We start from the raw sequence: 25,794 nt of genomic DNA on the forward strand, positions 1-25,794 counted from the left end.
CTCCGGCGCCCGGGCAGGTCTCAGGTCCGCACCCCCGGGCAGGGCCTCAGGTCCGCACCCACAGGCAGAACGGGTGCCCCGCCGGATCCAGGAGGACCCGTACGTCGTCCTGGGGCTGGAAGTCGGCGAGGACGGCGCCGCAGGACTCGGCGTGCGCGGCACCGGTGTCGAGGTCCGCCACCTCGAAGTCGAGATGCATCATCATCCCCGGGGCGCCCTCGGCGGCGGGCCAGGCGGGCGGCACATAGCGGGGCTCGGCCTGGAAGGCGAGAGCGGGGCCGCCCTCCGGGGCGGCGAGCTTCACCCACTCCGGCTCGTCCGCGACGATCCGCCAGCCCAGCAGGTCGGCGTAGAAGCGGGCGAGTAGGCGGGGGTCGGGGGCGTCGAGGACGGTCCCGGTGAAGCGCGGTGGCGGGGTGGCCATGGTGACTCCCTCTGAGCTTCGTGCTCTGGGCTTCGTGAGCGTGGGCGGGAGGCTACCGCCCACGCCCGCCCGGGGAGGAGCGGCGCGGCAGCGGTGTCGGACCCGGCTCGTATCCTGGCCGACGACCGGCCTGCCGCCTCGCGGTGAGGCGGGTCCGACACCTGTCGTCAGCCGCCGCCTCCTGCCGAAAGGGCCCGCCGTGAGTGAGCCGCAGATTCCGGTCGTCGTCCTCGCGGGCTTCCTGGGATCGGGCAAGACGACCCTGCTCAACCATCTGCTGCACAGCAGCAGGGGCAGCCGTATCGGCGCCGTCGTCAACGACTTCGGCTCCATCGAGATCGACGCGATGGCGGTCGCGGGACGGCTCGGCGACTCGACCGTCTCGCTGGGCAACGGCTGCCTGTGCTGCGCGGTCGACGTCGGTGAGCTCGACGGCTTCTTGGAGCAGCTGACCCGGCCCGCCGCCCGGATCGACGTGATCGTCATCGAGGCCAGCGGACTCGCGGAACCCGAGGAACTCGTCCGCATGGTCCTCGCGAGCGAGAACCGCCGGATCGTGTACGGGGGGCTCGTCGAGGTGGTGGACGCCGTCGAGTTCGAGGCCACCCGGCAGCGCCACCCGGAGATCGACCGGCATCTCGCGGTGGCCGATCTGGTCGTCCTGAACAAGGCCGACCGCCTCGGCACCGGGGAACTCCCGCGCCTGCGGGAGCTGGTGTCCTCCCGCACCGACCGGGCGGCGGTCGTGCACGCCTCCTTCGGGCGGATCGACCCGGCGCTGCTCTTCGAGCGCAAGCCGGTCACCGAGCGCTTCGGACAGCTCTCCTTCGACGACCTCCGCACCGCCCCGGCCGGGGACGGCGACCATCCCTCCGACGGCCACGGCCACGACCACGGGGCGGACCACCTGCACAGCGGCTACGAGAGCCTGGCCTTCACCAGCGGGGCCCCGCTGCACCCGCGCCGCCTGATGGACTTCCTGGACAGCCGGCCGGAGGGCCTCTACCGCATCAAGGGGTACGTCGACTTCGGCGCCCTCGACCCCGCCAACCGCTACGAGGTGCACGCGGTCGGCCGCTTCCTGCGCTTCTCCCCGGAGCCCTGGCCCGCCGGCACCCCGCGCACCACCCAACTGGTGCTCATCGGCTCCGGCTTCGACACCGCCGCCCTGGAGAAGGAACTGCACGGCTGCCGCCTGTCCGGCCCCGGTGACATCCCGGAGGAGCACACCATGTGGGGAGTCCTGCGGTACGTGGCCGATCCCGAGCCCGCGGCGGCCCCGGGGGAGTACGGGGCGCCGGAGCCCGCGGACGGAGACGGCGCGGAGCCGGACGCCCACCGCTCGCCGGACGCTGACCCGGCGGCGTACCCCGGCTGATCCGGCAGGACCGTCCGCCGGGCCGGACACGCTGCCGGGCCGGACAAGCGAGTCGGTCGGACACGCCGCCGGGCCGGACACGCGACCGGGCCCCGGCGGGGCACGGAACGCACCCGCCGGGGCCCGGCCCGACTCCTCCCGGCTGCCGACTCCCGGTGCCTGTCCGGTAGTTCGGCAGTTCGGCTCTCCGGCTACACCGGCCCCGCGACCACCGCGACCGTCTTGGGCAGCGAGACCCCCGAGCCGTCGCGGCGCGGATCCATCTCGGGCAGCTCCGCGGCCGCCCCGTTCTTCTGGGCGGCCCGCGGCGGGACGGGACCGGCCCAGGCGAGGTGGAGGCAGTCCTCGCCCTTGAGGAAGCGCTGGCAGCGGACGCCGCCGGTCGCCCGGCCCTTGCGCGGGTACTGGTCGAAGGGGGTCATCTTCGCCGTGGTCTGCACCGAGTCGTCGAGGGTGCCCCGCGAACCGGCGACCGTGAACACCACCGCCTCCACCGCGGGATCGACGGCCGTGAAGGAGAGCACCCTCGCCCCCTCCGCGAGCTTGACGCCCGCCATACCGCCCGCCGCTCTGCCCTGCGGGCGCACCTGGGAGGCCTGGTAGCGCAGCAGTTGGGCGTCGTCGGTGATGAAGACCAGGTCCTCCTCGCCGGTGCGCAGCTCCACGGCGCCCACGATCCGGTCGCCGTCCTTCAGCGTGACGACCTCCAACTCGTCCTTGTGGGACGGGTAGTCGGGCACCACGCGTTTCACCACGCCCTGCTGGGTGCCGAGGGCGAGCCCGGGGGAGGACTCGTCGAGCGTGGTCAGGCAGACCAGCGTCTCGTCCCCCTCCAGGGTCAGGAACTCGGCGACCGGGGCCCCGCCCGCGAGGTTCGGCGGCGCGGCCGCCTCGGGCAGTTGCGGGATGTCGACGACATTGAGCCGCAGCAGCCGCCCGCCGGAGGTGACGGCGCCGATCTCGCCGCGCGCGGTCGCCGGGACCGCGGAGACGATCACATCGTGCTTGGTGCGCTTGCCGTCGCCCTCGGGCAGCGGCTCGGCCGTCACCGTACGGCCGATCAGCCCGGTCGAGGAGAGCAGCACCCGGCAGGGGTCGTCGGCGACCTGAAGGTCGACCACCGGGGCCGCGGCGCCGGAGGACTCCAGCAGCACGGTGCGCCGGTCGGTGCCGAACTTCTTGGCCACGGCGGCGAGTTCGGAGGAGACGAGCTTGCGCAGCTCCGCGTCCGATTCGAGGATCCGGGTCAGCTCCTCGATCTCCTGCTTGAGCCGGTCGCGCTCGGACTCCAGCTCGATGCGGTCGTACTTGGTGAGCCTGCGCAGCGGGGTGTCCAGGATGTACTGGGTCTGGATCTCGCTCAGCGAGAAGTGCTCGATGAGGCGCTGCTTGGCCTGGGCCGAGTTCTCGCTGGAGCGGATCAGCCGGATGACCTCGTCGATGTCGAGCAGCGCGACGAGCAGGCCCTCCACCAGGTGCAGGCGGTCGCGGCGCTTGCCGCGGCGGAACTCGCTGCGGCGGCGCACCACGCCGAAGCGGTGGTCGAGGTAGACCTCCAGGAGCTCCTTGAGGCCCATGGTCAGGGGCTGGCCGTCCACCAGGGCGACGTTGTTGATGCCGAAGGACTCCTCCATCGGCGTCAGCTTGTAGAGCTGCTCCAGGACCGCCTCGGGCACGAAGCCGTTCTTGATCTCGATGACCAGGCGCAGCCCGTGCTCGCGGTCGGTGAGGTCCTTGACGTCGGCGATGCCCTGCAGCTTCTTCGCCCCGACCAGGTCCTTGATCTTGGCGATCACCTTCTCCGGGCCGACGGTGAAGGGGAGTTCGGTCACCACCAGGCCCTTGCGGCGCGCCGTGACGTCCTCCACGGCCACGGTCGCCCGGATCTTGAAGGTGCCCCGGCCGTTCTCGTAGGCGTCCCGGATGCCGCCGAGACCGACGATCCGCCCGCCGGTGGGCAGGTCGGGGCCGGGCACATGCCGCATCAGGGCGTCGAGGTCCGCGCCCGGGTACCGGATCAGGTGGCGGGCGGCGGCGATCACCTCGCGCAGGTTGTGCGGCGCCATGTTGGTGGCCATGCCCACGGCGATGCCGGAGGAGCCGTTCACCAGGAGGTTGGGGTAGGCCGCCGGGAGGACGGCCGGTTCCCGCTCCTGGCCGTCGTAGTTCGGCGCGAAATCGACGGTGTCCTCGTCGATCGACTCCGTCATCAGGCTGGTGGCGTCGGCCATCCGGCACTCGGTGTACCGCATCGCGGCGGGCGGGTCGTCGTTGCCGAGCGAGCCGAAGTTGCCGTGGCCGTCGACCAGCGGCAGCCGCATCGAGAAGGGCTGCGCGAGCCGGACGAGCGCGTCGTAGATCGAGGCGTCGCCGTGCGGGTGGAGCTTGCCCATCACCTCGCCGACGACGCGGGCGCACTTCACGTACCCGCGATCGGGCCGCAGCCCCATCTCGTTCATCTGGTAGACGATGCGCCGGTGGACCGGCTTCATCCCGTCGCGGGCGTCCGGCAGGGCCCTGGAATAGATGACCGAGTACGCGTACTCGAGGAAGGAGCCCTGCATCTCGTCGACGACGTCGATGTCGAGGATCCGCTCCTCGAACTCCTCCCCGGGCGGCGGGGTCTTCGTGCTGCGGCGGGCCATCGCTGCTGCGGCTCCTTCACCAACATGAACGTGATCTGACGCCGACCATTGTGGACCTGCGCACCGACAACGCCGACCGCGACCCGTCACAAGAGGGCGATCCGACCGCCGCGGACGGCGCCGCGGCGTTCACTCAGGGCGTGCCGACTGCGGGAACTTCGCCAGGTGTCAGCACGCTTGCATACAGTGGCAGCGCATGACGCCGCCGCAGGCACGACCAGCGGCCATGACGAGCACCACCGGCACGGCGAACAGCACGAGCACGACGCACACGACCGAACAGCACGATCACACCGCGTTCAGCAGTTCTGGATCGAAGGGACGTACATGCCCATGGGTCACACGGCCACAGCGCAGGCCGGTTCCGGCGGCCTGACAGCGACCGAGCACCGCCTGGCCAATGGCCTCAGGGTCGTGCTCTCCGAGGACCACCTGACTCCGGTCGCCGCGGTCTGCCTCTGGTACGACGTCGGCTCCCGCCACGAGGTCGAGGGCCGCACCGGCCTGGCTCACCTCTTCGAGCACCTGATGTTCCAGGGGTCGAGGCAGGTGCAGGGGAACGGGCACTTCGAACTGGTGCAGGGCGCGGGCGGTTCGCTCAACGGCACCACCAGCTTCGAGCGCACCAACTACTTCGAGACCATGCCGGCCCACCAGCTCGAACTGGCCCTGTGGCTGGAGGCCGACCGGATGGGCTCCCTGCTCGACGCGCTCGACCTGCAGTCCCTGGACAACCAGCGCGACGTGGTGAAGAACGAGCGCCGCCAGCGGTACGACAACGTCCCCTACGGCACCGCCTTCGAGAAGCTCACCGCGCTCTCCTACCCCGAGGGCCACCCCTACCACCACACGCCCATCGGCTCGATGGCCGACCTCGACGCGGCCACCCTGGAGGACGCCCAGTCCTTCTTCCGCACCTACTACGCGCCCAACAACGCGGTCCTGTCGGTCGTCGGCGACATCGACCCCGAGCAGACCCTCGCATGGATCGAGAAGTACTTCGGGTCCATCCCGGGACACGACGGCAAGCCCGCCCCGCGCGACGGCTCGCTGCCCGAGATCCTCGGCGAGCAGCTGCGCGAGGTCGTCGAGGAGGAGGTCCCGGCCCGCGCGCTGATGGCCGCCTACCGGCTCCCCGAGGACGGCACCCGCGCGGGCGACGCCGCCGACCTCGCCCTGACCGTCCTCGGCGGCGGCGAGTCCTCCCGGATCTACAACCGCCTGGTGCGCCGCGACCGTTCGGCGGTCGCCGCCGGATTCGGGCTGCTCCGGCTGGCGGGCGCGCCCTCGCTCGGCTGGCTGGACGTGAAGACTTCCGCCGAGGTCGAGGTGCCCGAGATCGAGGCCGCGGTCGACGAGGAGCTGGCTCGGTTCGCGGCCGAGGGCCCCACGCCCGAGGAGATGGAGCGCGCCCAGGCCCAGTTGGAGCGCGAGTGGCTGGACCGGCTCGGCACCGTAGCGGGCCGCGCCGACGAACTCTGCCGCTACGCCGTCCTGTTCGGCGACCCACAGCTCGCGCTGACCGCGGTGCAGCGCGTCCTGGACATCTCGGCCGAGGAGGTGCGCGAGGTCGCCGCGGCGCGGCTGCGCCCCGACAACCGGGCGGTGCTCGTCTACGAGCCGCTGACCGCCGAGGGCGACGAGGCCGAGGCCGCAGGCAACGACGAGGAGACGGCGAAGTGAGCGCGACCATGCAGTTCCACCCGCAGCCCCAGGCCGGCGAGGCCAAGCCCTGGGCCTTCCCCGCACCGGAGCGCGGCGCCCTCGCCAACGGCCTGACCGTGCTGCGCTGCCACCGCCCCGGCCAGCAGGTCGTCGCCGTGGAGGTGCTCCTGGACAGCCCCCTGGAGGCCGAGCCCGCGGGCCTGGACGGCGTGGCCACCATCATGGCCCGCGCCTTCTCGGAGGGCACCGACAAGCACTCCGCCGAGGAGTTCGCCGCCGAACTCGAGCGCTGCGGCGCCACCTTGGACGCGCACGCCGACCACCCCGGTGTGCGCCTGTCCCTGGAGGTGCCCGCCTCCCGGCTCGCCAAGGCCCTCGGTCTGCTCGCGGACGCCCTGCGCGCGCCCGCCTTCGCGGACAGCGAGGTCGAGCGGCTGGTCCGCAACCGCCTCGACGAGATCCCGCACGAGGCGGCCAACCCCGCCCGCCGCGCCGCCAAGGAGCTGTCCCGGCAGCTCTTCCCCGAGGGCTCCCGGATGTCCCGGCCGCGCCAGGGCACCGAGGAGACGGTCGCCGCGATCGACTCCGCCGCCGTACGCGCCTTCTACGAGAAGCACGTCCGCCCCGCCACCGGCACCGCGGTCGTGGTCGGCGACCTGACCGGCATCGACCTGGACGCCCTGCTCGGCGACACCCTCGGCGCCTGGACCGGCGGCACCGCCGAGCCCAGCACCCCGCCGCGGGTCACCGCCGACGACACCGGCCGGGTGGTCATCGTGGACCGCCCCGGCGCCGTCCAGACCCAGCTGCTCATCGGCCGGATCGGCCCCGACCGGCACGAGAGCGTCTGGCCCGCCCAGGTGCTCGGCACCTACTGCCTGGGCGGCACCCTCACCTCCCGCCTCGACCGGGTGCTGCGCGAGGAGAAGGGATACACCTACGGCGTACGGGCCTTCACCCAGGTCCTGCGGTCCGCCGAGGACGGTTCGGGCGCCGCGATGCTCGCCATCTCCGGCTCGGTGGACACCTCCTCCACCGGCCCCGCCCTCGACGACCTGTGGAAGGTGCTGCGCACCCTCGCCGCCGAGGGCCTGACCGACGCCGAACGCGATGTGGCGGTACAGAACCTGGTGGGCGTGGCCCCGCTGAAGTACGAGACGGCGGGCGCCGTCGCCTCGACGCTCGCGGACCAGGTGGAGCAGCAACTCCCGGACGACTACCAGGGCAGGCTCTACCAGCAGCTCGCCGGGACCGGCACCGTCGAGTCGACCGCCGCTGTGGTGAACGCCTTCCCGGTGGACCGCCTCGTCACGGTGCTCGTCGGCGACGCCGCCCAGATCGAGGAGCCGGTGCGCGCCCTCGGCATCGGTGAAGTGACCGTGGTCACCGGCCAGTAGAGGCCCCGCGGCGGCGTCCGCGCCCCGCGACCGACCCCGGCGGCGACATGGCCGCCGGGGTCGGTCATGTCCGTATTGGGGCCGGGTTTCCGATCTGCCGTGTGGTGTGCGTGACAAAAGCCCGTTTCGGTTTGGTCCGGGCGGTTGTCCCGCTTAGCGTCTCTCCGGCTGTTCGTCATGTGCGCGCCGCACCCGCGGCACCGGGCAGCCATCGCCGAGTCCCCCCACGGCGCGAGCCAGGGGAGCCGGGGACCCACCTCCCGCCCGCCGTCCGCGGCGCCGGGAACGCAGTTCCTGGGGTGAATCGGGCGCCCTCGCAAGGGCGTTCCGTAGGAGACCTTCCTGCTCCGAACCCTCCCCCAGTGCCTCAAGGGCCTGGGAGGTACCCCCACCGCTAACCCGGTAGGCGATAGGGAAGGAAAGGACGAGCCACACGTATGGCGATCACCCGTGCCCGCGGCAGACACCGCAGGCCGAGCCGCCTGACCCGTACCTCCGCCACCGCCGCGGGCGTCGCCGCCCTCACCACGGCGGGCGTCCTCGGCACCCTCGCGTCCCCCGCGGGCGCGGCCCAGCCGGAGCCCGAGGGCTCGGCGCTGGCCGGCGCGATAGCCGTCGACGAGGTCGGCACCTCGCTCGCCGAGAAGATCGCGGCCCAGGCCGACGCCCAGGAGAGCGCCGCCGACGCGGCCGCCGCCAAGAGGAAGGCGGAGGCCGAGGCGGAGCGCCGGGCCCAGGAGGCCAAGCGCAAGGCCCGTGCCGAGCGCGCCGCCGAGGAGCGCGCCGCCCGGGCCGCCGAACGCCGCCGCCTCAACGCCTATGTGGCGCCCGTCTCCGGCTCGTACGTCTCCACCGGCTACCGCACCGGCGGCGCGATCTGGTCCTCCGGCAGCCACACCGGCGTCGACTTCCACGCCGCCTCCGGCACCCCGGTCCACGCCGTCGGCCGCGGCACCGTCGTCAGCACCGGTTCGGGCGGCGCCTACGGCAACGAGGTCGTGCTGAAGATGCACGACGGCACGTACACCCAGTACGGGCACCTCTCCTCGATCGGGGTGAGCGCCGGCCAGTCGGTGACCCCCGGGCAGCAGCTCGGCCTGTCCGGCGCGACCGGCAACACCACCGGGCCGCACCTCCACTTCGAGGCGCGCACCGGACCCGACTACGGCTCCGACATGGACCCCGTCGCCTATCTCCGCTCGCACGGCGTCGACCTCTGAGCGGAACGCCGCACGGCCGGACAGGCCCTGGGCGGAAATGCCGTGAAAGCCCCGGCTCGTGAGCCGGGGCTTTCACGGTTGTCCCAAAAATATCTCCGGATTCCCGTGCGCCATCGGAAATTCCGTCGTTCTGCAATAGAGTCACGACACGAGTGTTCCTGCAGAGCGTTACGCGCGGATCAATGCGGAGGTCCGGTCATGCGCATTCCCGCGCACACGGTATGCACGGCAATCCGGGACGACATCGTCGCCGGGGTCCACGAGCGGGGCGGGCGGCTGACCGAGGAAGTCCTCGCCCGGCGCTACGGCGTCTCGCGGGTCCCGGTGCGCGAGGCCCTGCGCACCCTGGAGGCCGAGGGCTTCGTCATCACCCGGCGGCACGCGGGCGCCTGCGTGGCCGAGCCCACCGAGCAGGAGGCGGCCGACGTCCTCGACATCCGGACGGTGCTCGAACCGCTGGCCGCCGCCCGGGCCGCGCAGCGCCGTACGGAGGCCCATCTCAAGGTGCTCCGGGGCCTGGTCAGGCTGGGGCAGGAGCGGGCCGGACGCGGACACAGCGAGGATCTGCGCTCGCTCGGCGGCTGGTTCCACGAGACCCTCGTCCAGGCCTCGGGCAGCCCCGGCCTGATCACCCTGCTGACCCAGCTGCGGCACAAGATCGCCTGGATGTACACGGTCGAGGGGCCCGCGCGGCCCGCGGACTCCTGGGCGGAGCACGGGGCGATAGTCGACGCCGTCGCCCGCGGGGACGCGGAGCGGGCGCGCGGGCTCACGGCCCTGCACCACGAGCGGGCGGCCGCCGGCCACCGGGTGCGGTTCGCCAGGAAGAGCCCGCCGGTGAGGAGTTCGCAACATGCCGTAAACACGGCGAGCGGCCGCGATTAACACGGCTGCCGTATACAAAGAGCAGAGCATTTCGCAGGCGTCTCTTTCTGCTGCCCGCATTCCTTTTCGGCGGCCGGGAAGAGGAAAGCGCCGCACCGAAAGAATTCGGTCGATGCGGCGCTCCGTGTGTCTGTCCGCCGCCGGCACGGAATTCTCCCGTGCGCCGTTTTCCGATGCCGGACTTTCCCGCGCCGGGGTCCTTCCGCGCCGCTCACCCGCCGCCCTCGGACCGCCTCGGACCTCGAACCGGCCTCGGGCCGGACCGCGGACCGTCCCGCGTCCCGGCCCGTCCCGGCAGGTCTCAGACCGTCTCCGGCAGTTCCCCGAGCCCCTCGGTGACCAGCTTCGCCAGGCGGTCCAGGGCCTGCTCGGCGCCCTCCACGTCCGAGCTGAGCACGATCTCGTCGCCGCCCAGCGCCCCGAGCCCGAGGACCGCCAGCATGGAGGCGGCGTTCACCGGGGCGCCCTCGCCCTTGGCCACCGTCACCGGTACCCCCGAGGCCGCCGCGGCACGGACGAAGATGGAGGCGGGCCGGGCGTGGAGGCCCTCCGGCCAGCCGACCTTGACGCGACGCTCAGCCATCTGATGCAGCCCTTCTGTTCGGGTGTCCCACCGTCTCGGCGTCCAGTGTCGCGCACGCCCGCTCCGCCCCGCGGAACCCCCGCCCCGCCGAGGGCCGCGCCCACCCCCGGGTCCGCCTCCCGGACGGGCCCGCACCGGGCCGGGGCCCGTACGCTGGCCCCATGCAGACGCCGTCGGACCGGCACGACTACCCCGCCCACTGGGAGGCGGACGTCGTGCTGCGCGACGGGGGGACCGCGCGCATCAGGCCCATCACCACCGAGGACGCCGACCGCCTGACCAGCTTCTACGAGCAGGTCTCGGACGAGTCGAAGTACTACCGCTTCTTCGCGCCCTACCCGCGCCTGTCGGCTCGCGATGTGCACCGCTTCACCCACCACGACTACGTGGACCGGGTGGGCCTCGCGGCCACCGTGGGCGGCGAGTTCATCGCCACCGTGCGCTACGACCGCATCGACGTGAACGGCCGGGCCGCCTCCGCCCCCGCCGACGGCGCCGAGGTCGCCTTCCTCGTCCAGGACGCGCACCAGGGCCGCGGGGTCGCCTCCGCCCTCCTCGAACACATCGCGGCGGTGGCGCGTGAGCGCGGGATCCGCCGCTTCGTCGCCGAGGTGCTGCCCGCCAACAGCAAGATGATCAAGGTCTTCACCGACGCGGGCTACCAGCAGGAGCGCAGCTTCGAGGACGGCGTCGTCCGCCTCTCCTTCGACCTGGAGCCCACCGAGGCCTCGGTCGCCGTGCAGTGGGCCCGCGAGCAGCGCGCCGAGGCCCGCTCCGTGCAGCGCCTGCTCAACCCCGGTTCGGTCGCGGTCATCGGCACCGGCCGGGCCCCCGGCGGAGTGGGCCGCACCGTCCTGGGCAATCTCCTGGCCGCCGGGTACCAGGGCCGCGTACACGCCGTGAACCGGGCCTTCGCGCCGGAGCAGACCGAGCTGGACGGCGTCCCCGCGCACCGGACCCTGGCCGAGATCACCGAGCCGGTGGACCTCGCGGTGCTCGCGGTGCCCGCACCGCAGGTCCCCGAGGCGGTCGCCGAGTGCGGCGAACACGGCGTCCAGGGGCTGGTGGTGCTCTCCGCCGGATACGCCGAGAGCGGCCCCGCCGGACGCGAGCTCCAGCGCGAACTGGTGCGCCAGGCACGCTCGTACGGGATGCGGCTGATCGGCCCGAACGCCTTCGGGGTGGTCAACACGGCGCCCGGCACCCTGCTCAACGCCTCGCTCGCCCCCGAGCTGCCGCGGCCCGGACGCATCGGCCTGTTCGTGCAGTCCGGCGCCATCGGCATCGCCCTGCTCTCCAGCCTGCACCGGCGCGGCGGCGGTGTGACCGGGGTGACCGGCGTCTCCACCTTCGTCTCCGCGGGCAACAGGGCGGATGTCTCGGGCAACGACCTCGTGCAGTTCTGGTACGACGACCCGGACACCGATGTCGCCCTGATGTACCTCGAAACCCTCGGCAATCCGCGGAAGTTCACCCGCCTCGCCCGCCGCACCGCCGCCGCCAAGCCGCTCGTGGTGGTGCAGGGCGCCCGGCACAGCGGGGTCTCCCCGCTCGGCCACGCGGTCCGCGCCAGCCGCCTGCCGTACGCCACCGTCTCGGCCCTGCTGCGGCAGGCCGGGGTGATCCGCGTGGACACCATCACCGAACTCGTCGACGCCGGGCTGCTGCTCGCCGGGCAGCCGCTGCCGGGCGGGCCCCGGGTGGCCATCCTCGGCAACTCCGAATCCCTCGGCCTGCTCACCTACGACGCCTGCCTCTCCGAGGGGCTGCGCCCGCTGCGCCCCCTGGACCTCACCACCGAGGCCTCGCCCGAGGCCTTCCGCGACGCGCTGCGCGGGGCCCTCGCCGACGAGCGGTGCGACGCGGTCGTGGTCACCGCCATCCCGAGCGTGCAGGAGGGCGGCGCGGGCGACGAGGCGCTGGCCGAGGCCCTGCGCGCGGCGGCCGCCGAGTACCCGGCCAAGCCGGTGGCCGTCGTCCACCTCGAACTCGGCGGACTGGCCCGGGCCTTGTCCGCCGCGACCAGCACCGCCCCGCCCCGCTCCTCCTCCGCCACCCCGCGACCGCGGCCCGAGGCCCCGGGCCCCGCGGCCCCTGGGGCTGCGACCCCCGGCCCCGCTCCCACCGGCTCCTCCGTCACCGGGGCCCCGGACACCGGCATCGCGGACCCCGGCGGCCCGGACACCGAGCCCGGCCCGCCGCGCCGCATCCCCGCCTATCCGGCCGCGGAGCGCGCCGTGCGGGCCCTCGCCGAGACCGTGCGCTACGCCCAGTGGCGCCGGGAGTGGGCCGCCGACCCCGGCCGGGTGCCCGAGTACGAGGACATCGAGGAGCAGGCCGCCGCCGCGCTCATCGAGGAGCAGCTGGCCGGCGCCGGGGACGACCCCCGCGGCCTCACCCTCGAACCGGTGGCCGCCGAGGCGCTGCTCGCCGCCTACGGCATCGCCGTGCGCCCCTCGCCCCCGGCGCCCAGTGCGGACGCCGCCGCCGAGGCCGCCCGCGCGCTCGGCTACCCGGTCGCCCTCAAGACCACCGCCCCGCATCTGCGGCACCGCGCCGACCTCGGCGGCGTCCGCCTCGACCTCGCCGACGAGGACCGGCTGCGCCGCGCCTACGCCGAGCTCACCGAGAGCCTCGGCAGCCCCGCCGAGCTGCGCCCGGTGGTGCAGGCGATGATGCCGCGCGGCGTGGACACCGTGGTGCGCGCCGTGGTCGACCCGGCCGCCGGGGCCGTGCTCACCTTCGGTCTCGCGGGCGCCGCCTCCGAACTCCTCGGCGACACCGCGCACCGCCTCATCCCGGTGACCGACCGGGAGGCCCAGTCCGCCATCCGCTCGATCCGCACCGCCCCGCTGCTCTTCGGCTGGCGCGGTTCGGCACCGGTGGACACCGCGGCCCTCGAAGAGCTGCTGCTGCGCCTGTCCCGGCTCGTCGACGACCACCCGGAGGTCGTCGCGGTCACCCTGGAACCGGTCGTGGTCGCCCCGCACGGGCTCTCCGTCCTCGGGGCGAGCCTGCGTCTGGCCAGGCCGCCCGCGCGCGGCGAGTTGGGCCCGCGCACCCTCCCCTCCTACTGACGGGTGAAGGGACCGCCGCACGCACGCACCGCGGGGGCCGCCGGGGGCCGTAGGATGGCCGCATGGCCAAGACCAGTACGACGACCCAGGGGCTGCGCGCGGCGATCGAGCGCAGCGGTTACTACCCGGCTCTCGTGGCCGAGGCCGTGGAGGCCGCGGTGGGCTCGGAGCCCCTCTGCTCGTACCTGGTCCACCAGGAGACGACCTTCGACGCGAACGAGGTCCGCCGCCACGTCACCGTGCTGGTGCTGACCGGCACCCGCTTCATCGTGAGCCACACCGACGAGCAGGCGGCCGACGCGACCTCCCCGAGCCCCTACGCCACCACCTCCACGGAGTCCGTGAAGCTCGGCCGGATCTCCTCGGTCGTGGTGAGCCGGGTGGTGGCGAACCCGGAGTCGTACACCCCCGGGACCCTGCCGCGGGAGGTCGTCCTCACCATCGGCTGGGGCGCCGTCTCCCGTATCGACCTGGAGCCGGCGGCCTGCGGCGATCCCAACTGCGAGGCGGACCACGGCTATACGGGCAATTCGACCGCCGACGACCTGAGCCTGCGGGTCAGCGAGGCGGGCGACGGCGCCGACACCGTGCGGCAGACCCTCGCCTTCGCCAAGGCCCTCTCCGAAGCGACACCGGACACCCGGAACTGATGGGCCAGGCCACCTGGGACGAACCCGAGCCCCTCGCGCTCGACACCGCCCCCGTGCCGCTCTACGGCACCGGTTCCCTCGCCGATCTGCTGCCCACCCTCGCCGCCGGTCTCGGCGTGCCCGGCTTCGAGGCGCGGCTGACCGAGCTGCCGGTCGCGGACCGGGTCTGCGTCTTCCTCGTCGACGGGCTGGGCTGGGAGCAGCTGAAGGCCCACCCCGGCGAGGCGCCCTTCCTCACCTCGCTGCTGCACACCTCGCGCGGCGGCACCGGACTGCCGCTGACCGCCGGATACCCGGCCACCACCGCGACCTCGCTCGCCTCGGTGGGCACCGGGCTGCCGCCGGGCGCGCACGGGCTGCCCGGCTACACCGTGCGCAACCCGGCCACCGGCGAGCTGATGAACCAGCTGCGCTGGCAGCCCTGGTCGCCGCCGGAGGCCTGGCAGCCGTATCCGACCGTCTTCCAGCGGGCCGCCGCGGCGGGGGTGCGCACCGCGCAGGTCACCGCCCCGGCCTTCCAGAACACCCCGCTCACCAAGATCGCGCTCAGCGGCGGAACGTTTCTCGGCAGACCCACCGGCGAGGAGCGCATGGACACCGCGGCCGCTCAACTCGCCGCCGACGACCGGGCCCTGGTCTACACCTACTACTCCGAACTGGACGGCGCCGGGCACCGCTTCGGCGTCGACTCCGAGCCCTGGCGGGCCCAGCTGCGCTACGTGGACTCCCTGGTCCGGCGCCTCGCCGAGCAGCTCCCGCCGCGCAGCGCCCTCTATGTCACCGCCGACCACGGCATGGTCGACATCCCCTTCGACGAGCAGCACCGCATCGACTTCGACGAGGACTGGGAGCTGGGCGCCGGAGTCGCCCTGCTCGGCGGCGAGGGCCGCGCCCGGCACGTCTACGCGGTGCCCGGCGCCGCCGGGGACGTCCTCACGGTGTGGCGCGAGGTCCTCGGCGAGCAGTTCTGGGTGGCCGGGCGGGACGAGGCCGTCGCGGCGGGCTGGTTCGGGCCCGAGGTCGACGAGCGCGTCCTGCCGCGGCTGGGCGAGGTGATCGCCGCGGCCCGGGACGACGTCCTGGTCACCGCCTCGCGCCGGGAGCCCAAGGAGTCCGCGATGGTGGGCAACCATGGTTCGATGACGCCCGCCGAGCAGCTCGTCCCGCTGGTCGAAGTCCGCACCTGAGCCGGCCCGACCGCCGCCCGAAGCCGACCCCCACCCGAAAGGTCTCCTTCCCATGCCCGAGCTGGTGTTCTTCTCCGGAACCATGGACTGCGGAAAGAGCACGCTGGCCCTCCAGATCGAGCACAACCGCTCCGCCCGGGGCCTGCAGGGAGTGATCCTCAGCCGCGACGACCGGGCCGGGCACGGCAAGCTCTCCTCCCGCCTCGGGCTGGTCCGCGACGCCGTCGAGGCCGCCGAGGGCATGGACATGTACGCCTACGTGGTCGACCTCATCACCCGCGGCGGCCGGGTCGACTACGTCCTGGTGGACGAGGCGCAGTTCCTCGCCCCGGAGCAGATCGACCAGCTCGCCCGGATCGTGGACGACCTGGAACTCGACGTCTTCGCCTTCGGTATCGCCACCGACTTCCGCACCAAGCTCTTCCCCGGCTCCCAGCGCCTCATCGAACTCGCCGACCGCATAGAGGTACTGCAGGTCGAGGCGCTGTGCTGGTGCGGAGCCCGGGCCACCCACAACGCCCGTACGGTGGGCGGCCGCATGATCGTCGAGGGCGCCCAGGTCGTGGTCGGGGACGTCAACCAGGCGGCGGAGGAGGTCGGTTACGAGGTGCTGTGCCGCCGCCACCACCGGCGCCGGATGACCAGTGCGGCGGCCCGGGCCGGCGCCCTCTCGCCCGATGTACTGCCGGTGTCCCCGCACTGAGAGCGCGGCGGACCCGACTGCACCTGCCGGGGCCTCCGTTCAGAGAGCCGTCCGGGGCCGCCGGTGCGCCGAGCGGATCAGCGTGAAGGCGGCGCCCTCGGGGTCCGCGATCGTCACCACCCGGCCGTGCGCGGCGTCCCGCGGCGGCTGCAGGATCTGCCCGCCGAGGTCGGCGGCGAGCGCGGCCGCCTCGTCGGGCTCGTCGACCTCGAAGAAGGTCATCCAGTGCGCCCCGCGGTCGCGCGGCAGCGACTGGCCGACGCCGTGCAGGGAGGCCACCGGTCTGCTGCCCACGTGCAGCGTCAGATAGTCGAAGTCGGCCGAGACCTCGGCCTCCACCTCGTAGCCGAAGACCGCCTGGTAGAACTTCACCACGCTCTCGGTCTCCCGGGTGAGGAGTTCGTTCCAGGCCGGGGCCCCGGCCACCCCGCTGACCGCGGTGCCGAGCCCCTCGGCGGGCTGCCAGATGCCGAAGACCGCCCCCGCGGTGTCGGAGGCGAGGGCGAGCCGCCCCGCCTCCCCGGCGTCCAGCGGCCCCACCCCGACCGTGCCCCCGCAGAGCCGGATGGTCTCCGCGGTGCGGTTGGTGTCCTCGGTGGCCAGATACGGGGTCCAGGCCACCGGCAGATGCCGGTCCGGCGGCAGCTGGCCGATTCCCGCGACATCGTGGCCGCCGACCAACGCCCTTACGTAGGGCCCCAGTTGCTCCGGTCCGGGGGCGAACTCCCAGCCGAAGAGGGACTCGTAGAAGTGCTGGATGCCCGCGATGTCGTGGACCATCAGGCTCACCCAGCAGGGCTCGCCCGGCGACCGCCGCGGCGCCCTGTCGCGAAGCCCCGTGGTCTGCGGCTGCTGTGCCTCGGTCATCGTCACTCTCCTCGGGCCCTCTCGGGGCCTCACCCGTCCACCGCCCGGTGCCGTCGCCCGCGGCCGGTGCCCGGGGCGCCGTGCGGCGACCGGGTCCGGTTCGTGTCCTGCGCGCGTGGCGGACGCACTCCGGTACGGCGTCCACCACCGGGATGCGGTTCGCCGGAGGGCGGCCACCGCGCGGATTCCGGTGGGTGACCGTCCGCTCGCCGAGAGGCGTCGCTCAGTTCTACACCGTGTGCCCACTCCCGTACACCCTGTGGTGGTGCGCGTTGCTGAGTGCAGATTGGCCGAGCCGAGCCGAATCGGCCACCGGGTGCGCGAGGATGGGGAGCATGACTTCCTTGATCACCGCCGCCGGGCTCGCCGACGCCCTCGCGGGCGAGCGGCCGCCCGTCCTCCTCGACGTCCGCTTCCAGCCGGCGGGCGGGGCGAACCAGCGCCCCGCCTACCTGGCGGGACACCTCCCGGGCGCGGTGTTCGTGGACCTCGACGCGGAGCTGGCGGGCCCGCCGGGACCGGCTGGGCGCCATCCGCTGCCCGATCCGGCCGTCCTCGGGGCCGCCCTGCGCCGGGCGGGTGTGTCGGCGGACTCCGAGGTCGTGGTCTACGACGACGGGCTCGGCTGGGGCGCCGCGCGGGCCTGGTGGCTGCTCCGCTGGGCCGGGCACGCGCGCGTACGGGTCCTGGACGGCGGGTTCCCGGCCTGGACGGGGGAGCGGGAGAGCGGCGAGGTGACGCCGGCGCCCGGTGACTTCGTGCCCCGGCCGGGCGGGATGCCGGTCCTGGACGCCGACGGCGCCGCGAAGCTCGCCCGCCGGGGGCTGCTCCTGGACGCCAGGGCCGCCGAGCGCTACCGCGGCGAGGTGGAGCCCATCGACCCGGTGGGCGGCCACATCCCGGGCGCCGTCTCCGCGCCCACCACCGAGAACCTGGCCGCGGACGGACGGCTGCGGCCCGCCCCCGAGCTGGCGGCCCGCTTCGCGGCCCTCGGCGCCCCCGCGGCCGAGGAGGTCGGCGTCTACTGCGGCTCCGGGGTCTCCGCCGCCCAGCAGGTGCTGGCCCTGGAGGTGGCCGGAATCGAGGCGGCGCTCTATGTGGGCTCCTGGTCCGAGTGGACCGCGGACCGCTCCCGGCCGGTGGCCACCGGCGCCGAGCCGCAGTGAGCGCGGGGCACTGAGCCCGGGGCCTTCCCTCTCCGGATCGGATCGGGCCGGGCTCGCGGGGGCCGGCACGCGCGACTGCCCCGTTGCCGTCAGCCGCCGACTCCGCCGGACATGGCTGAGGGGAGCGCACCGAAGCGGTGCGCTCCCCTCAGCCATGCGCGGTCAGGTGCCGACCGCTCGGGGTCCTGCCCGGCGAGGGCCGGACCGCTACTCCTTCTTGCGCCGGGTGCCGAAGACGATCTCGTCCCAGCTGGGCACGGCAGCCCGGCGGCCGGGGCGCACCCCGTCGGCCTCCGCCTGCCGGTCGGTGGAGCCGACCAGGCGGTCGCGGTGGCTGGCCACGGCGCGCGGCATGAGCACGTCCGCGTAGGCGGCACCGGCTCCGGCCGCGCTCGCGGGCGGCTCCTCGGCCTCCGGCTCCGCCTCGGGCTCGTCGTCCTCCGGGGTGTGCTCGGCGGCGGCCGGAGCCGGACGCTCGGGCACGACCAGGTCACCGCGGAAGCTCGGCACCGCCTCCAGGAGGCTGGTGAGCGAGTCGCGGCCCTGGTCGGTCCCGGCGGTCGCGGTCGTGGACTCCTCCGTCTCCGCCGCGGGCGGCGGGGAGGCGGGCGGCAGCTGCCGGTCGAGTCCGCGGTCCAGCGGGCGGTCCCGGTCCAGCGGCCGGTCCCTGGGCAGGCGGGCGATCCGCGGGACGAAGGGGAAGCTCGGCTCCGGCTCGGCGAGGTCGTCGGACTCGCCGATCAGCGAGCGCGCCTCGTCGTCCACGGCCTGGACGAGCCGCCGGGGCGGGTCGTACGTCCAGCTCGCGGTGTGCGCCTCACCGGCCACCCGGTAGCCCAGGCAGACCTCCCAGGTGCCGTCGTCGCGGCGCCAGGAGTCCCACTGCACGGTGTCCTTCTCGGCACCGCGGACGAGCAGGCGCTCCTGCACGGCCTCCCCGAGCTGGGGGCCGGTGTTCTCGCCGGGCCTGCGCACCGGGGTCTTGCGGGCGCGCTCGGCCATGAAGGCGCGCTCGGCGAGGACCGGGCCCTCGAAGCGGCGCACCCGGTCGACGGGGATACCGGCGAGCTGGGCGACCTCCTCGGCGGTGGCACCGGCTCGTATCCGCGCCTGGATGTCACGGGGGCGGAGGTGGCTCTCCACCTCGATCTCGATCTGCCCGAGGCGCGGACGGTCACCGCGTACGGCAGCGCGGAGCCGTTCGTCGATGGGAAGCGTGTACTCCGTGCTGTCCGCAGCCTTGAGCACCAGCCGTGTGCCGTCGTTGGAGACGGCCACGACACGCAGTTCGGGCATGGGGACCTCCCGGGTGGTGCCTGCCGACGTCACCTGCGTCGCTGCTTCCGCTAGTCGAGTGTGGCCTGCCCGGGTGCAGCCTGCCACAACCTTGCCGAGTTGCCCGGCGTGTCGGGCGTGGGCCCTGGACCGCCGTTATGGCACGGTTACCAGTTCGCAACGCTCGGTGACCGGGCAGGTCACCCTGTGCAACGAGTCTCCCCCCTGGCGGCCCTGGCGAGCCCCCGTCACCCTGGTGGGAGACCTGACCCAGGGCTCGTCACACTACTCCATTCGTGCCATGTCGGTGGGGCGGCGCGCCACCGAACTTCTCGCGGGGGGCGGCAGTTGGCCGCGCGGGGCCCTGATTCGGCCGTCACGGTCCGTGGCGTTCTTCACGTGATCGCCGTAATCGGAACTACGGACTTCGCCCGTACGTCCCTTTCTCCCGGAGCCCATGTACTTCGACGAGAAAGGCAGGCAAGGGTCAGGTATGCGAAGGATGCCGGAGAGGGACCGGAAGCCGTCGGGCGGCGGCCGCGCCCGGGCCGGGGCGCCGGGGCGCGCGGCGGCCGAGGAGGAAGAGGAGTCCGGGCGCGGGCGCCGGCTCGACCTGAACCTGCCGCAGGTCGCGGGCGGCGCGGTGGCGGCGGTGGTCGCCGCCAAACTGGCCGCCAACCTCGGGGTCTACGGGACGATCCTGGGCGCGGGTGTGGTGAGCGTGGTGGCCACCTGCGGCGGCACCCTCTTCCAGCACTTCTTCCGGCGCACCGGCGAGCAGATCCGCGAGGTGGCCGTCCAGGCGAAGCCCAAGTCCCGCCAGGTGCCGGTGACTTCGGGCGGTGAACCGGTACCGCCCACCTTCCGGCCTGATTCCGCCCCGCCCCCCTTGCCGAGCGGCCCGCCCGCCCTGACCACCTGGGGCACCGCCGCCGCCGGGGGCGCGGCGGCCGGGGGCACCCCGCTGCTGCGCGACCCGGCCGCCGACCGCACCCGCCTGCTGCCCCGGGTCACCCCGGAGCCCGGCGGCGACCGCACACCTGTCCCCGGGCTCCCCCCGGGTGAGTCCGCGCCCGGGGAGGACCCGGGCCGGGACGCCACCCGCCTGCTCACGGGCGCCGCCCCGGGCCCGTTCGCCGCCGGGTCCGAACCGCGGAGCGCGCGGTACGGGGAGGCCGGACAGCCGTACCGGGACGGCCGGTTCGGCGACCCGGACGGCCCCCGCCCGGACGACGGCTTCGGCGCCCCCTCGGTGCACCGCGCCCGCCGCGCCTCCCTGAAGCGCCCGCTCCTCGCCACCGCGGCGGTCTTCGCGCTGACCATGGGCGGGATCACCGCGTACGAACTCGTCTCCGGCCAGAGCCTGGACGGCGGGCGCGGCGGCACCACGGTCGGTGATGTGGTCTCCGGCGGCGGTCACCGTTCGGACCCCGCGCCCCGGGGGCCCGCGGACACCGGCGAGGAGCCCTCCGACTCCGGGAGCCAGGACGGCGGTTCGCCCACTCCGGAGCAGAAGGAGACGCCGGGGAAGGACGGGGCCCCGGAGGGGGACGGGGCGAACACGCCTTCCCCGGGGGCGAGTCGGTCGCAGCGGCCGGGGGAGAGCGATCCGAACGGCAGTTCACCGGAGGTACCGGGGGACGGCGACTCGACGCCCGCGCCCGAGCCGAGCGGCGGCAAGGCCACCGGCGAGTCCGGCGAGAGCGGCAAGTCGCCCGCCGGGCAGGGGAATTCGACCTCGGGGCGCGAGGGGCGGTGAGGTTCCGCGGCCGGGGCGGGCGCCCGGCTCAGTCGCCGAGTACCCGGCGCAGATAGTCGTTCTGGAAGAGGCGGCCGGGGTCGAGGCGGTCGCGCAGGGCCCTGAAATCGCCGAAGTGCGGATAGGCGGCGGCGAGGTACTCGGCGCTCCGGGTGTGGATCTTGCCCCAGTGCGGGCGGCCCCCATGGGCGGTGAAGAGGCGTTCGGCGGCGCCGAAGTAGGCCTGGTGGGCGGTGCCGCGGTACAGGTGCACCGCGAGGTAGGCGGTCTCGCGGCCGGCGGCGGTGGAGAGCCAGACCTCGTCGGCGGGCGCGGTGCGCACCTCCACCGGGAAGCTGACCCGCAGCCCGGAGCGCTCGATCAGGGCGCGGAGTTCGCGCACCACCTCCACCAGGGCGGCGCGCGGGAGGGCGTACTCCATCTCGATGAAGCGGACCCGGCGGGGGCTGGTGAAGACCTTGTGCGGGATGTCGGTGTAGGTCCGGGCCGAGAGGACGGTGCTCGAGAACCGGGCGAGCGGCGGGATCGTCGCCGGAACCGCCCGGCCGAGCGAATTGACCAGCTGGAAGGCGCCGTTGGAGAGGACCTCGTCCTCCAGGAGCCCGCGGACCCGGCCGACCGGGGCGGCCGGTCCCGCGCTGCGGTTGTTGCGCTTGGTGTTGCAGTTGCCGGTGTGCGGGAACCAGTAGAACTCGAAGTGCTCGTTCTCGGCGTGCAGTTGGTCGAACTCCGCGGTGACCCGCTCGAGGCTCATCGGCTCCTCACGCGCGGTGAGCAGGAAGAGCGGCTCCACCGCGAAGGTGAGCGCCGTCACGATGCCGAGCGCGCCGAGTCCGAGGCGCGCCGCGGCGAACAGCTCCGGGTTCTCCTCGGGGGAGCAGCGCAGCAACTCGCCGTCGGCGGTGAGCAGTTCCAGGGCGCGGACCTGGGCGGCGAGCGAGGCGGTCTCGCGGCCGGTGCCGTGCGTCCCGGTGGCGACGGCCCCGGCGACGGTCTGCTCCTCGATGTCGCCCATGTTGGCGAGCGAGAGCCCCTCTCGGGCGAGCGCCCGGTTGAGGCGCTTCAGGGGGGTCCCGGCGAGGACGGTCACCGTGCCCGCCGCCGGGTCGATCTCGCGTATCCCGGTGAGCAGCTCGGGGCGGACCAGCACTCCGTCGGTGGCCGCGGCGGCGGTGAAGGAGTGCCCGGTGCCCACCGCCTTGACCCGCAGCCCGTCCGCGGCGGCCGCCGCCACCGCCTCGCGCAGCTCCTCCACCGAGGCGGGGGTGACCTCCCGCGCGGGGCGGACGACGACGTTCTCGGCCCAGTTGCGCCAGGCACCGCTGTTCTTCGGCATGTGGTGAGGTCCCTCCGGGTCGCGACGCGCCGCGCGCGCATGGCACGTACCCCCCGGACGGGTCCTGGGACCCGCGGCTCGCGACGAGGGGCACCGCGACCGGCGCCCGTGTGACCCGCCGGTTCGCTGCTGGATCATACTCATGTGCCCTTTCGCGGCCTTCGGCCCGCTACCGGTCCGCCCCCCGGATGCCGGGCGCGGGGAAGCGGTGGCGGAGCCCGGGCCGGTCGCCTGCGGCCGGGCGGGGGCCGGGTGGCAGGATCTCTGCCATGTCCCCAGAGCGCGATCCCGGTCCGTACGACGCCCTGCTGCTGCTCTCCTTCGGCGGCCCCGAAGGCCCCGAGGACGTGCTGCCCTTCCTGGAGAACGTCACCCGGGGCCGCGGCATCCCCCGGGAGCGGCTGAAGGAGGTCGGGCAGCACTACTTCCTCTTCGGCGGCGTCAGCCCGATCAACGAGCAGAACCGCGAGCTGCTCGCCGCGCTGCGCGAGGACTTCGCGGAGCACGGCGTGGACCTTCCCGTGTACTGGGGGAACCGCAACTGGGCGCCGTATCTGACCGACGCCCTGCGCGAGATGGTCCGCGACGGGCGGCGGCGCGTCCTCGTCCTCGCGACCAGCGCCTACGCCTCCTACTCCGGCTGCCGCCAGTACCGCGAGAACCTCGCCGAGTCGCTGGCCGCCCTGGAGGCCGAGGGGCTCCCGCTGCCCCGCGTCGACAAACTGCGCCACTTCTTCAACCACCCGGGCTTCGTCGAGCCGATGACCGAGGGGGTGCTCGCCTCCCTCGCGGACCTGCCCGCCGAGGTGCGCGAGGGCGCCCACCTCGCCTTCACCACGCACTCCATCCCCACCGCCGCGGCCGACACCTCGGGCCCCGAGGAGGCGCACGGCGAGGGCGGCGCCTACGTGGCCCAGCACCTGGCGGTCGCCCGCCTGATCGCCGGGGCGGTACGGGAGCGGACCGGCGTCGACCACCCCTGGCGGCTCGTCTACCAGTCGCGCTCCGGCGCCCCGCACATCCCCTGGCTGGAGCCCGACATCTGCGACCACCTGGAGTCCGTCCACGCGGCCGGGGCGCCCGCCGTGGTCATGGCCCCCATCGGCTTCGTCTCGGACCACATGGAGGTCCGCTACGACCTGGACACCGAGGCCAGGGAGAAGGCCGCCGAGCTCGGCCTGCCGGTGCGCCGCTCGGCCACCGTCGGCGCCGATCCCCGGTTCGCCGCCGCGGTGCGCGAACTGGTCCTGGAGCGCGCCGCCGCCGAACGCGGGCAGCCGGTCGAGCGCTGCGCCCTCGGCGCCCTCGGCCCGAGCCACGACCTGTGCCCGGTCGGCTGCTGCCCGGCCAGGACCCCCCGCCCGGCGGCCGCCGGAGCCGGGAGTCCCTACGCCTGAGAGCCTGGGCGGGGGCGGCCCGGATCCGCGCCCCTGTCCGGCCGGGCAGCGCCGCCCGGCCCGCACATCCACCCCGTACGACCGGCCGGAGGAAACGAGTGACCGACCAGCTGAGGGCCGAACTCCTCGACACCGCCCTGGAGGCGGCCCGCCGCGCGGGCGACTTCCTGCGCGACGCCCGCCCCGACGACCTGGGCGTGGCCGCCACCAAGACCAGCGCGGTCGACGTCGTCACCGAGATGGACCTCGCCTCCGAGCGCATGATCACCTCGCTGATCACCGAGCGCAGGCCCGAGGACGGGGTGCTCGGCGAGGAGGGCGCGAGCGTCGAGGGCACCAGCGGCGTCCAGTGGGTGATCGACCCCGTCGACGGCACCGTCAACTACCTCTACGGACTGCCCAGTTGGTGCGTGTCCATCGCGGCGCGCAAGGACGGCGAGACGCTGGTCGGGGTCGTCCACGCCCCGATGCGCGGCGAGACCTGCCGCGCCGTGCTCGGCGGGGGCGCCTACCTCGACGACCGGCCGATCCGGGTCCGCCCGGCCCCCGACTTCGCCCTCGCCCTGGTCGGCACCGGCTTCGGCTACCTCGCCGAGCGGCGCGCGAAGCAGGCCGAGGTGGTCCGGGCACTCGTCCCGCGGGTGCGCGACATCCGGCGCGGCGGCTCGGCCGCCATCGACCTGTGCGATGTGGCGGCCGGCCGGCTCGACGCGTACTACGAGCGCGGACTCAACCCCTGGGACATCGCGGCCGGCGACCTCATCGCCCGGGAGGCGGGCGCCCTCACCGGCGGGCGCCCCGGGCAGGCGGCGTCCGGCGAGCTGACGGTGGCCGCGCCGCCCGGACTCTTCGAAGCCCTGCAGGGGCGCCTCGAAGAGCTGGGCGCCTGGCACGACGACTGAGACCCGGCGCGCGGGACCCCGGCACACGGCAGGGCCCCGGCACCGGAAGCCCTCCGGTGCCGGGGCCCTGCCCCTGCGTGGGCCGAGCCGCGCGGGCTCAGGCGTGCTGTACGTCCAGCTCCACTCCGTGATCGGCGGCGAGCCGGTGCAGATCGTCCAGCTCGGACTGCTCGACCTCGACGAGGAAGTCGTCGCCCGTCTCCTGGGCCCGGTGGAGGTCGGACTCGGTCGCCCTTATGCGCTGCAGAAGTCCCGTGGTGAAAGCGTCCATGGTTGCGCCCCCTCGTCCTGGGTCGTGGTCGGTGGCACGGGGGTGTGCCCAATGGGGACGATCACGGCTGCCCCGCCCTGCGGAAAGCGGTTCGTGGGTACGCCACAGCGGAAGCCTGATCGCGGGTGTGCAGTCGTCTTCCCCCTGCCGTCCTGGACGGAAACCTCGCCTCCGCAAGAAAATCTCCGCCCGTTCCCCCGTCCGGGGCGCGACCCTTGCGCCGCCGCGGTCCGGACCCCGCCCCCGGGCCGCCCTCCGCCTTACCGCCGGTTTATGGCCGAAAGGGGCAGGATGGAGGCTCACCCCCGGAGCCGGGGCCGCCCCGCGCGGTTCCACAGGAAGGACGTCACGTGCGCGTACTCGTGGTCGAGGACGAGCAGCTGCTCGCCGATGCGGTGGCCACCGGACTGCGCAGGGAGGCCATGGCCGTAGACGTCGTCTACGACGGTGCCGCCGCCCTGGAGCGCATCGGGGTCAACGACTACGACGTGGTCGTCCTCGACCGCGACCTGCCGCTCGTCCACGGCGACGACGTCTGCCGCCGCCTGGTGGAGCTGGGCATGCCCACCCGGGTCCTGATGCTCACCGCCTCCGGGGACGTCAGCGACCGGGTCGAGGGCCTGGAGATCGGCGCGGACGACTACCTGCCCAAGCCCTTCGCCTTCACCGAGCTGATCGCCCGGGTCCGGGCGCTCGGCCGCCGCACCAGCCTGCCGCTGCCGCCCGTCCTGGAGCGCGCCGGGATCAAGCTGGACCCCAACCGCCGCGAGGTCTTCCGCGACGGCAGGGAGATCCAGCTCGCCCCGAAGGAGTTCGCGGTCCTGGAGGTGCTGCTGCGCAGCGAGGGCGCCGTGGTCTCCGCCGAGCAGCTCCTGGAGAAGGCCTGGGACGAGAACACCGACCCCTTCACCAATGTCGTACGGGTCACCGTGATGACCCTGCGCCGCAAGCTCGGCGAACCGGCGGTCATCGTGACCGTGCCCGGCTCCGGCTACCGGATCTGAGCC

The 25,794-nt window shown here is 74.1% G+C and carries 21 protein-coding genes; 14 read left to right on the forward strand and 7 right to left on the reverse strand.

Features of this window, described 5'->3' with window-relative positions; all coding sequences use genetic code 11:
• Window positions 1-46: 46 nt before the first annotated feature.
• Complete coding sequence (locus tag HFV08_RS16525; protein WP_168540226.1) at window positions 47-424, reverse strand: VOC family protein; 378 nt, start codon at window positions 422-424, stop codon at window positions 47-49.
• Window positions 425-623: 199 nt separating this feature from the next.
• Between HFV08_RS16525 and HFV08_RS16530 the strand changes: the two genes are divergently transcribed.
• Window positions 624-1,802, forward strand: a complete 1,179-nt coding sequence (locus tag HFV08_RS16530) for a CobW family GTP-binding protein (RefSeq protein WP_312885653.1) — start codon at window positions 624-626, stop codon at window positions 1,800-1,802.
• Window positions 1,803-1,993: 191 nt separating this feature from the next.
• Here the strand turns inward: HFV08_RS16530 and HFV08_RS16535 are convergent, their stop codons facing one another.
• The gene (locus HFV08_RS16535) at window positions 1,994-4,447 is read right to left on the reverse strand and encodes a DNA gyrase/topoisomerase IV subunit A (protein ID WP_168540228.1); all 2,454 of its coding nucleotides are present in this window, start codon (window positions 4,445-4,447) and stop codon (window positions 1,994-1,996) included.
• A gap of 327 nt (window positions 4,448-4,774) precedes the next feature.
• On the opposite strand from HFV08_RS16535, the gene HFV08_RS16540 reads away from it, so the two are divergent.
• The 4 genes from HFV08_RS16540 (at window position 4,775) to HFV08_RS16555 (ending at window position 9,614) form a co-directional block, all read left to right on the forward strand.
• Complete coding sequence (locus HFV08_RS16540; protein WP_168540230.1) at window positions 4,775-6,130, forward strand: M16 family metallopeptidase; 1,356 nt, start codon at window positions 4,775-4,777, stop codon at window positions 6,128-6,130.
• A gap of 8 nt (window positions 6,131-6,138) precedes the next feature.
• Entirely contained in the window at window positions 6,139-7,509 is a 1,371-nt protein-coding gene (locus HFV08_RS16545; protein ID WP_168540428.1) for a M16 family metallopeptidase, read from the forward strand.
• A 437-nt stretch (window positions 7,510-7,946) separates the two neighbouring features.
• Window positions 7,947-8,729, forward strand: coding sequence for a M23 family metallopeptidase (locus HFV08_RS16550; RefSeq protein WP_168540232.1), 783 nt, complete (start codon window positions 7,947-7,949; stop codon window positions 8,727-8,729).
• Window positions 8,730-8,927: 198 nt separating this feature from the next.
• Entirely contained in the window at window positions 8,928-9,614 is a 687-nt protein-coding gene (locus tag HFV08_RS16555) for a GntR family transcriptional regulator (RefSeq protein ID WP_168540234.1), read from the forward strand.
• Between the two features lie 301 nt (window positions 9,615-9,915).
• Here the strand turns inward: HFV08_RS16555 and HFV08_RS16560 are convergent, their stop codons facing one another.
• Window positions 9,916-10,197 (reverse strand): HPr family phosphocarrier protein, encoded by a 282-nt coding sequence (locus HFV08_RS16560; RefSeq protein ID WP_040247371.1) that lies wholly within the window; start codon window positions 10,195-10,197, stop codon window positions 9,916-9,918.
• A gap of 161 nt (window positions 10,198-10,358) precedes the next feature.
• Between HFV08_RS16560 and HFV08_RS16565 the strand changes: the two genes are divergently transcribed.
• The 4 genes from HFV08_RS16565 (at window position 10,359) to HFV08_RS16580 (ending at window position 15,814) form a co-directional block, all read left to right on the forward strand.
• Entirely contained in the window at window positions 10,359-13,274 is a 2,916-nt protein-coding gene (locus HFV08_RS16565) for a bifunctional acetate--CoA ligase family protein/GNAT family N-acetyltransferase (RefSeq protein WP_168540236.1), read from the forward strand.
• 62 nt (window positions 13,275-13,336) lie between these two features.
• Window positions 13,337-13,924 carry a DUF5998 family protein gene (locus HFV08_RS16570; protein ID WP_040247366.1) on the forward strand — a complete coding sequence of 196 codons (588 nt, stop codon included), beginning with the start codon at window positions 13,337-13,339 and terminating at the stop codon, window positions 13,922-13,924.
• On the forward strand, window positions 13,924-15,111 hold the full coding sequence (locus HFV08_RS16575; RefSeq protein ID WP_168540238.1) for an alkaline phosphatase family protein: 1,188 nt from the start codon (window positions 13,924-13,926) through the stop codon (window positions 15,109-15,111). The genes HFV08_RS16570 and HFV08_RS16575 overlap by 1 nt, the downstream gene beginning before the upstream one ends.
• Before the next feature lie 52 nt (window positions 15,112-15,163).
• Entirely contained in the window at window positions 15,164-15,814 is a 651-nt protein-coding gene (locus HFV08_RS16580; RefSeq protein WP_040247360.1) for a thymidine kinase, read from the forward strand.
• Window positions 15,815-15,853: 39 nt separating this feature from the next.
• Here HFV08_RS16580 and HFV08_RS16585 read toward each other — a convergent pair whose 3' ends face one another.
• Window positions 15,854-16,681 (reverse strand): VOC family protein, encoded by an 828-nt coding sequence (locus HFV08_RS16585; protein ID WP_168540240.1) that lies wholly within the window; start codon window positions 16,679-16,681, stop codon window positions 15,854-15,856.
• A gap of 335 nt (window positions 16,682-17,016) precedes the next feature.
• Between HFV08_RS16585 and HFV08_RS16590 the strand changes: the two genes are divergently transcribed.
• Window positions 17,017-17,847, forward strand: coding sequence for a sulfurtransferase (locus HFV08_RS16590; protein WP_168540242.1), 831 nt, complete (start codon window positions 17,017-17,019; stop codon window positions 17,845-17,847).
• Window positions 17,848-18,054: 207 nt separating this feature from the next.
• Here HFV08_RS16590 and sepH read toward each other — a convergent pair whose 3' ends face one another.
• Window positions 18,055-19,143 (reverse strand): septation protein SepH, encoded by a 1,089-nt coding sequence (gene sepH / locus HFV08_RS16595; protein ID WP_168540244.1) that lies wholly within the window; start codon window positions 19,141-19,143, stop codon window positions 18,055-18,057.
• 481 nt (window positions 19,144-19,624) lie between these two features.
• On the opposite strand from sepH, the gene HFV08_RS16600 reads away from it, so the two are divergent.
• Window positions 19,625-20,881, forward strand: a complete 1,257-nt coding sequence (locus HFV08_RS16600) for a hypothetical protein (RefSeq protein WP_168540246.1) — start codon at window positions 19,625-19,627, stop codon at window positions 20,879-20,881.
• Window positions 20,882-20,909: 28 nt separating this feature from the next.
• Here the strand turns inward: HFV08_RS16600 and HFV08_RS16605 are convergent, their stop codons facing one another.
• A complete protein-coding gene (locus HFV08_RS16605; protein ID WP_168540248.1) occupies window positions 20,910-22,217 on the reverse strand; it encodes a D-arabinono-1,4-lactone oxidase in 1,308 nt (435 codons plus the stop codon).
• A 269-nt stretch (window positions 22,218-22,486) separates the two neighbouring features.
• Here HFV08_RS16605 and HFV08_RS16610 point away from each other — a divergent pair, with 269 nt between their 5' ends.
• Both HFV08_RS16610 and HFV08_RS16615 read left to right on the forward strand, forming a co-directional pair.
• Window positions 22,487-23,614 (forward strand): ferrochelatase, encoded by a 1,128-nt coding sequence (locus HFV08_RS16610; RefSeq protein WP_168540250.1) that lies wholly within the window; start codon window positions 22,487-22,489, stop codon window positions 23,612-23,614.
• 98 nt (window positions 23,615-23,712) lie between these two features.
• Window positions 23,713-24,516, forward strand: coding sequence for an inositol monophosphatase family protein (locus HFV08_RS16615; RefSeq protein WP_168540252.1), 804 nt, complete (start codon window positions 23,713-23,715; stop codon window positions 24,514-24,516).
• Between the two features lie 97 nt (window positions 24,517-24,613).
• Here HFV08_RS16615 and HFV08_RS16620 read toward each other — a convergent pair whose 3' ends face one another.
• Window positions 24,614-24,787, reverse strand: coding sequence for a hypothetical protein (locus HFV08_RS16620; protein ID WP_168540254.1), 174 nt, complete (start codon window positions 24,785-24,787; stop codon window positions 24,614-24,616).
• Between the two features lie 350 nt (window positions 24,788-25,137).
• On the opposite strand from HFV08_RS16620, the gene HFV08_RS16625 reads away from it, so the two are divergent.
• Window positions 25,138-25,791, forward strand: a complete 654-nt coding sequence (locus HFV08_RS16625) for a response regulator transcription factor (protein ID WP_168540256.1) — start codon at window positions 25,138-25,140, stop codon at window positions 25,789-25,791.
• Window positions 25,792-25,794 lie beyond the last annotated feature (3 nt).

Origin of the sequence: Streptomyces physcomitrii, from assembly GCF_012273655.1 — a bacterium.
Taxonomy (GTDB): domain Bacteria; phylum Actinomycetota; class Actinomycetes; order Streptomycetales; family Streptomycetaceae; genus Streptomyces; species Streptomyces physcomitrii.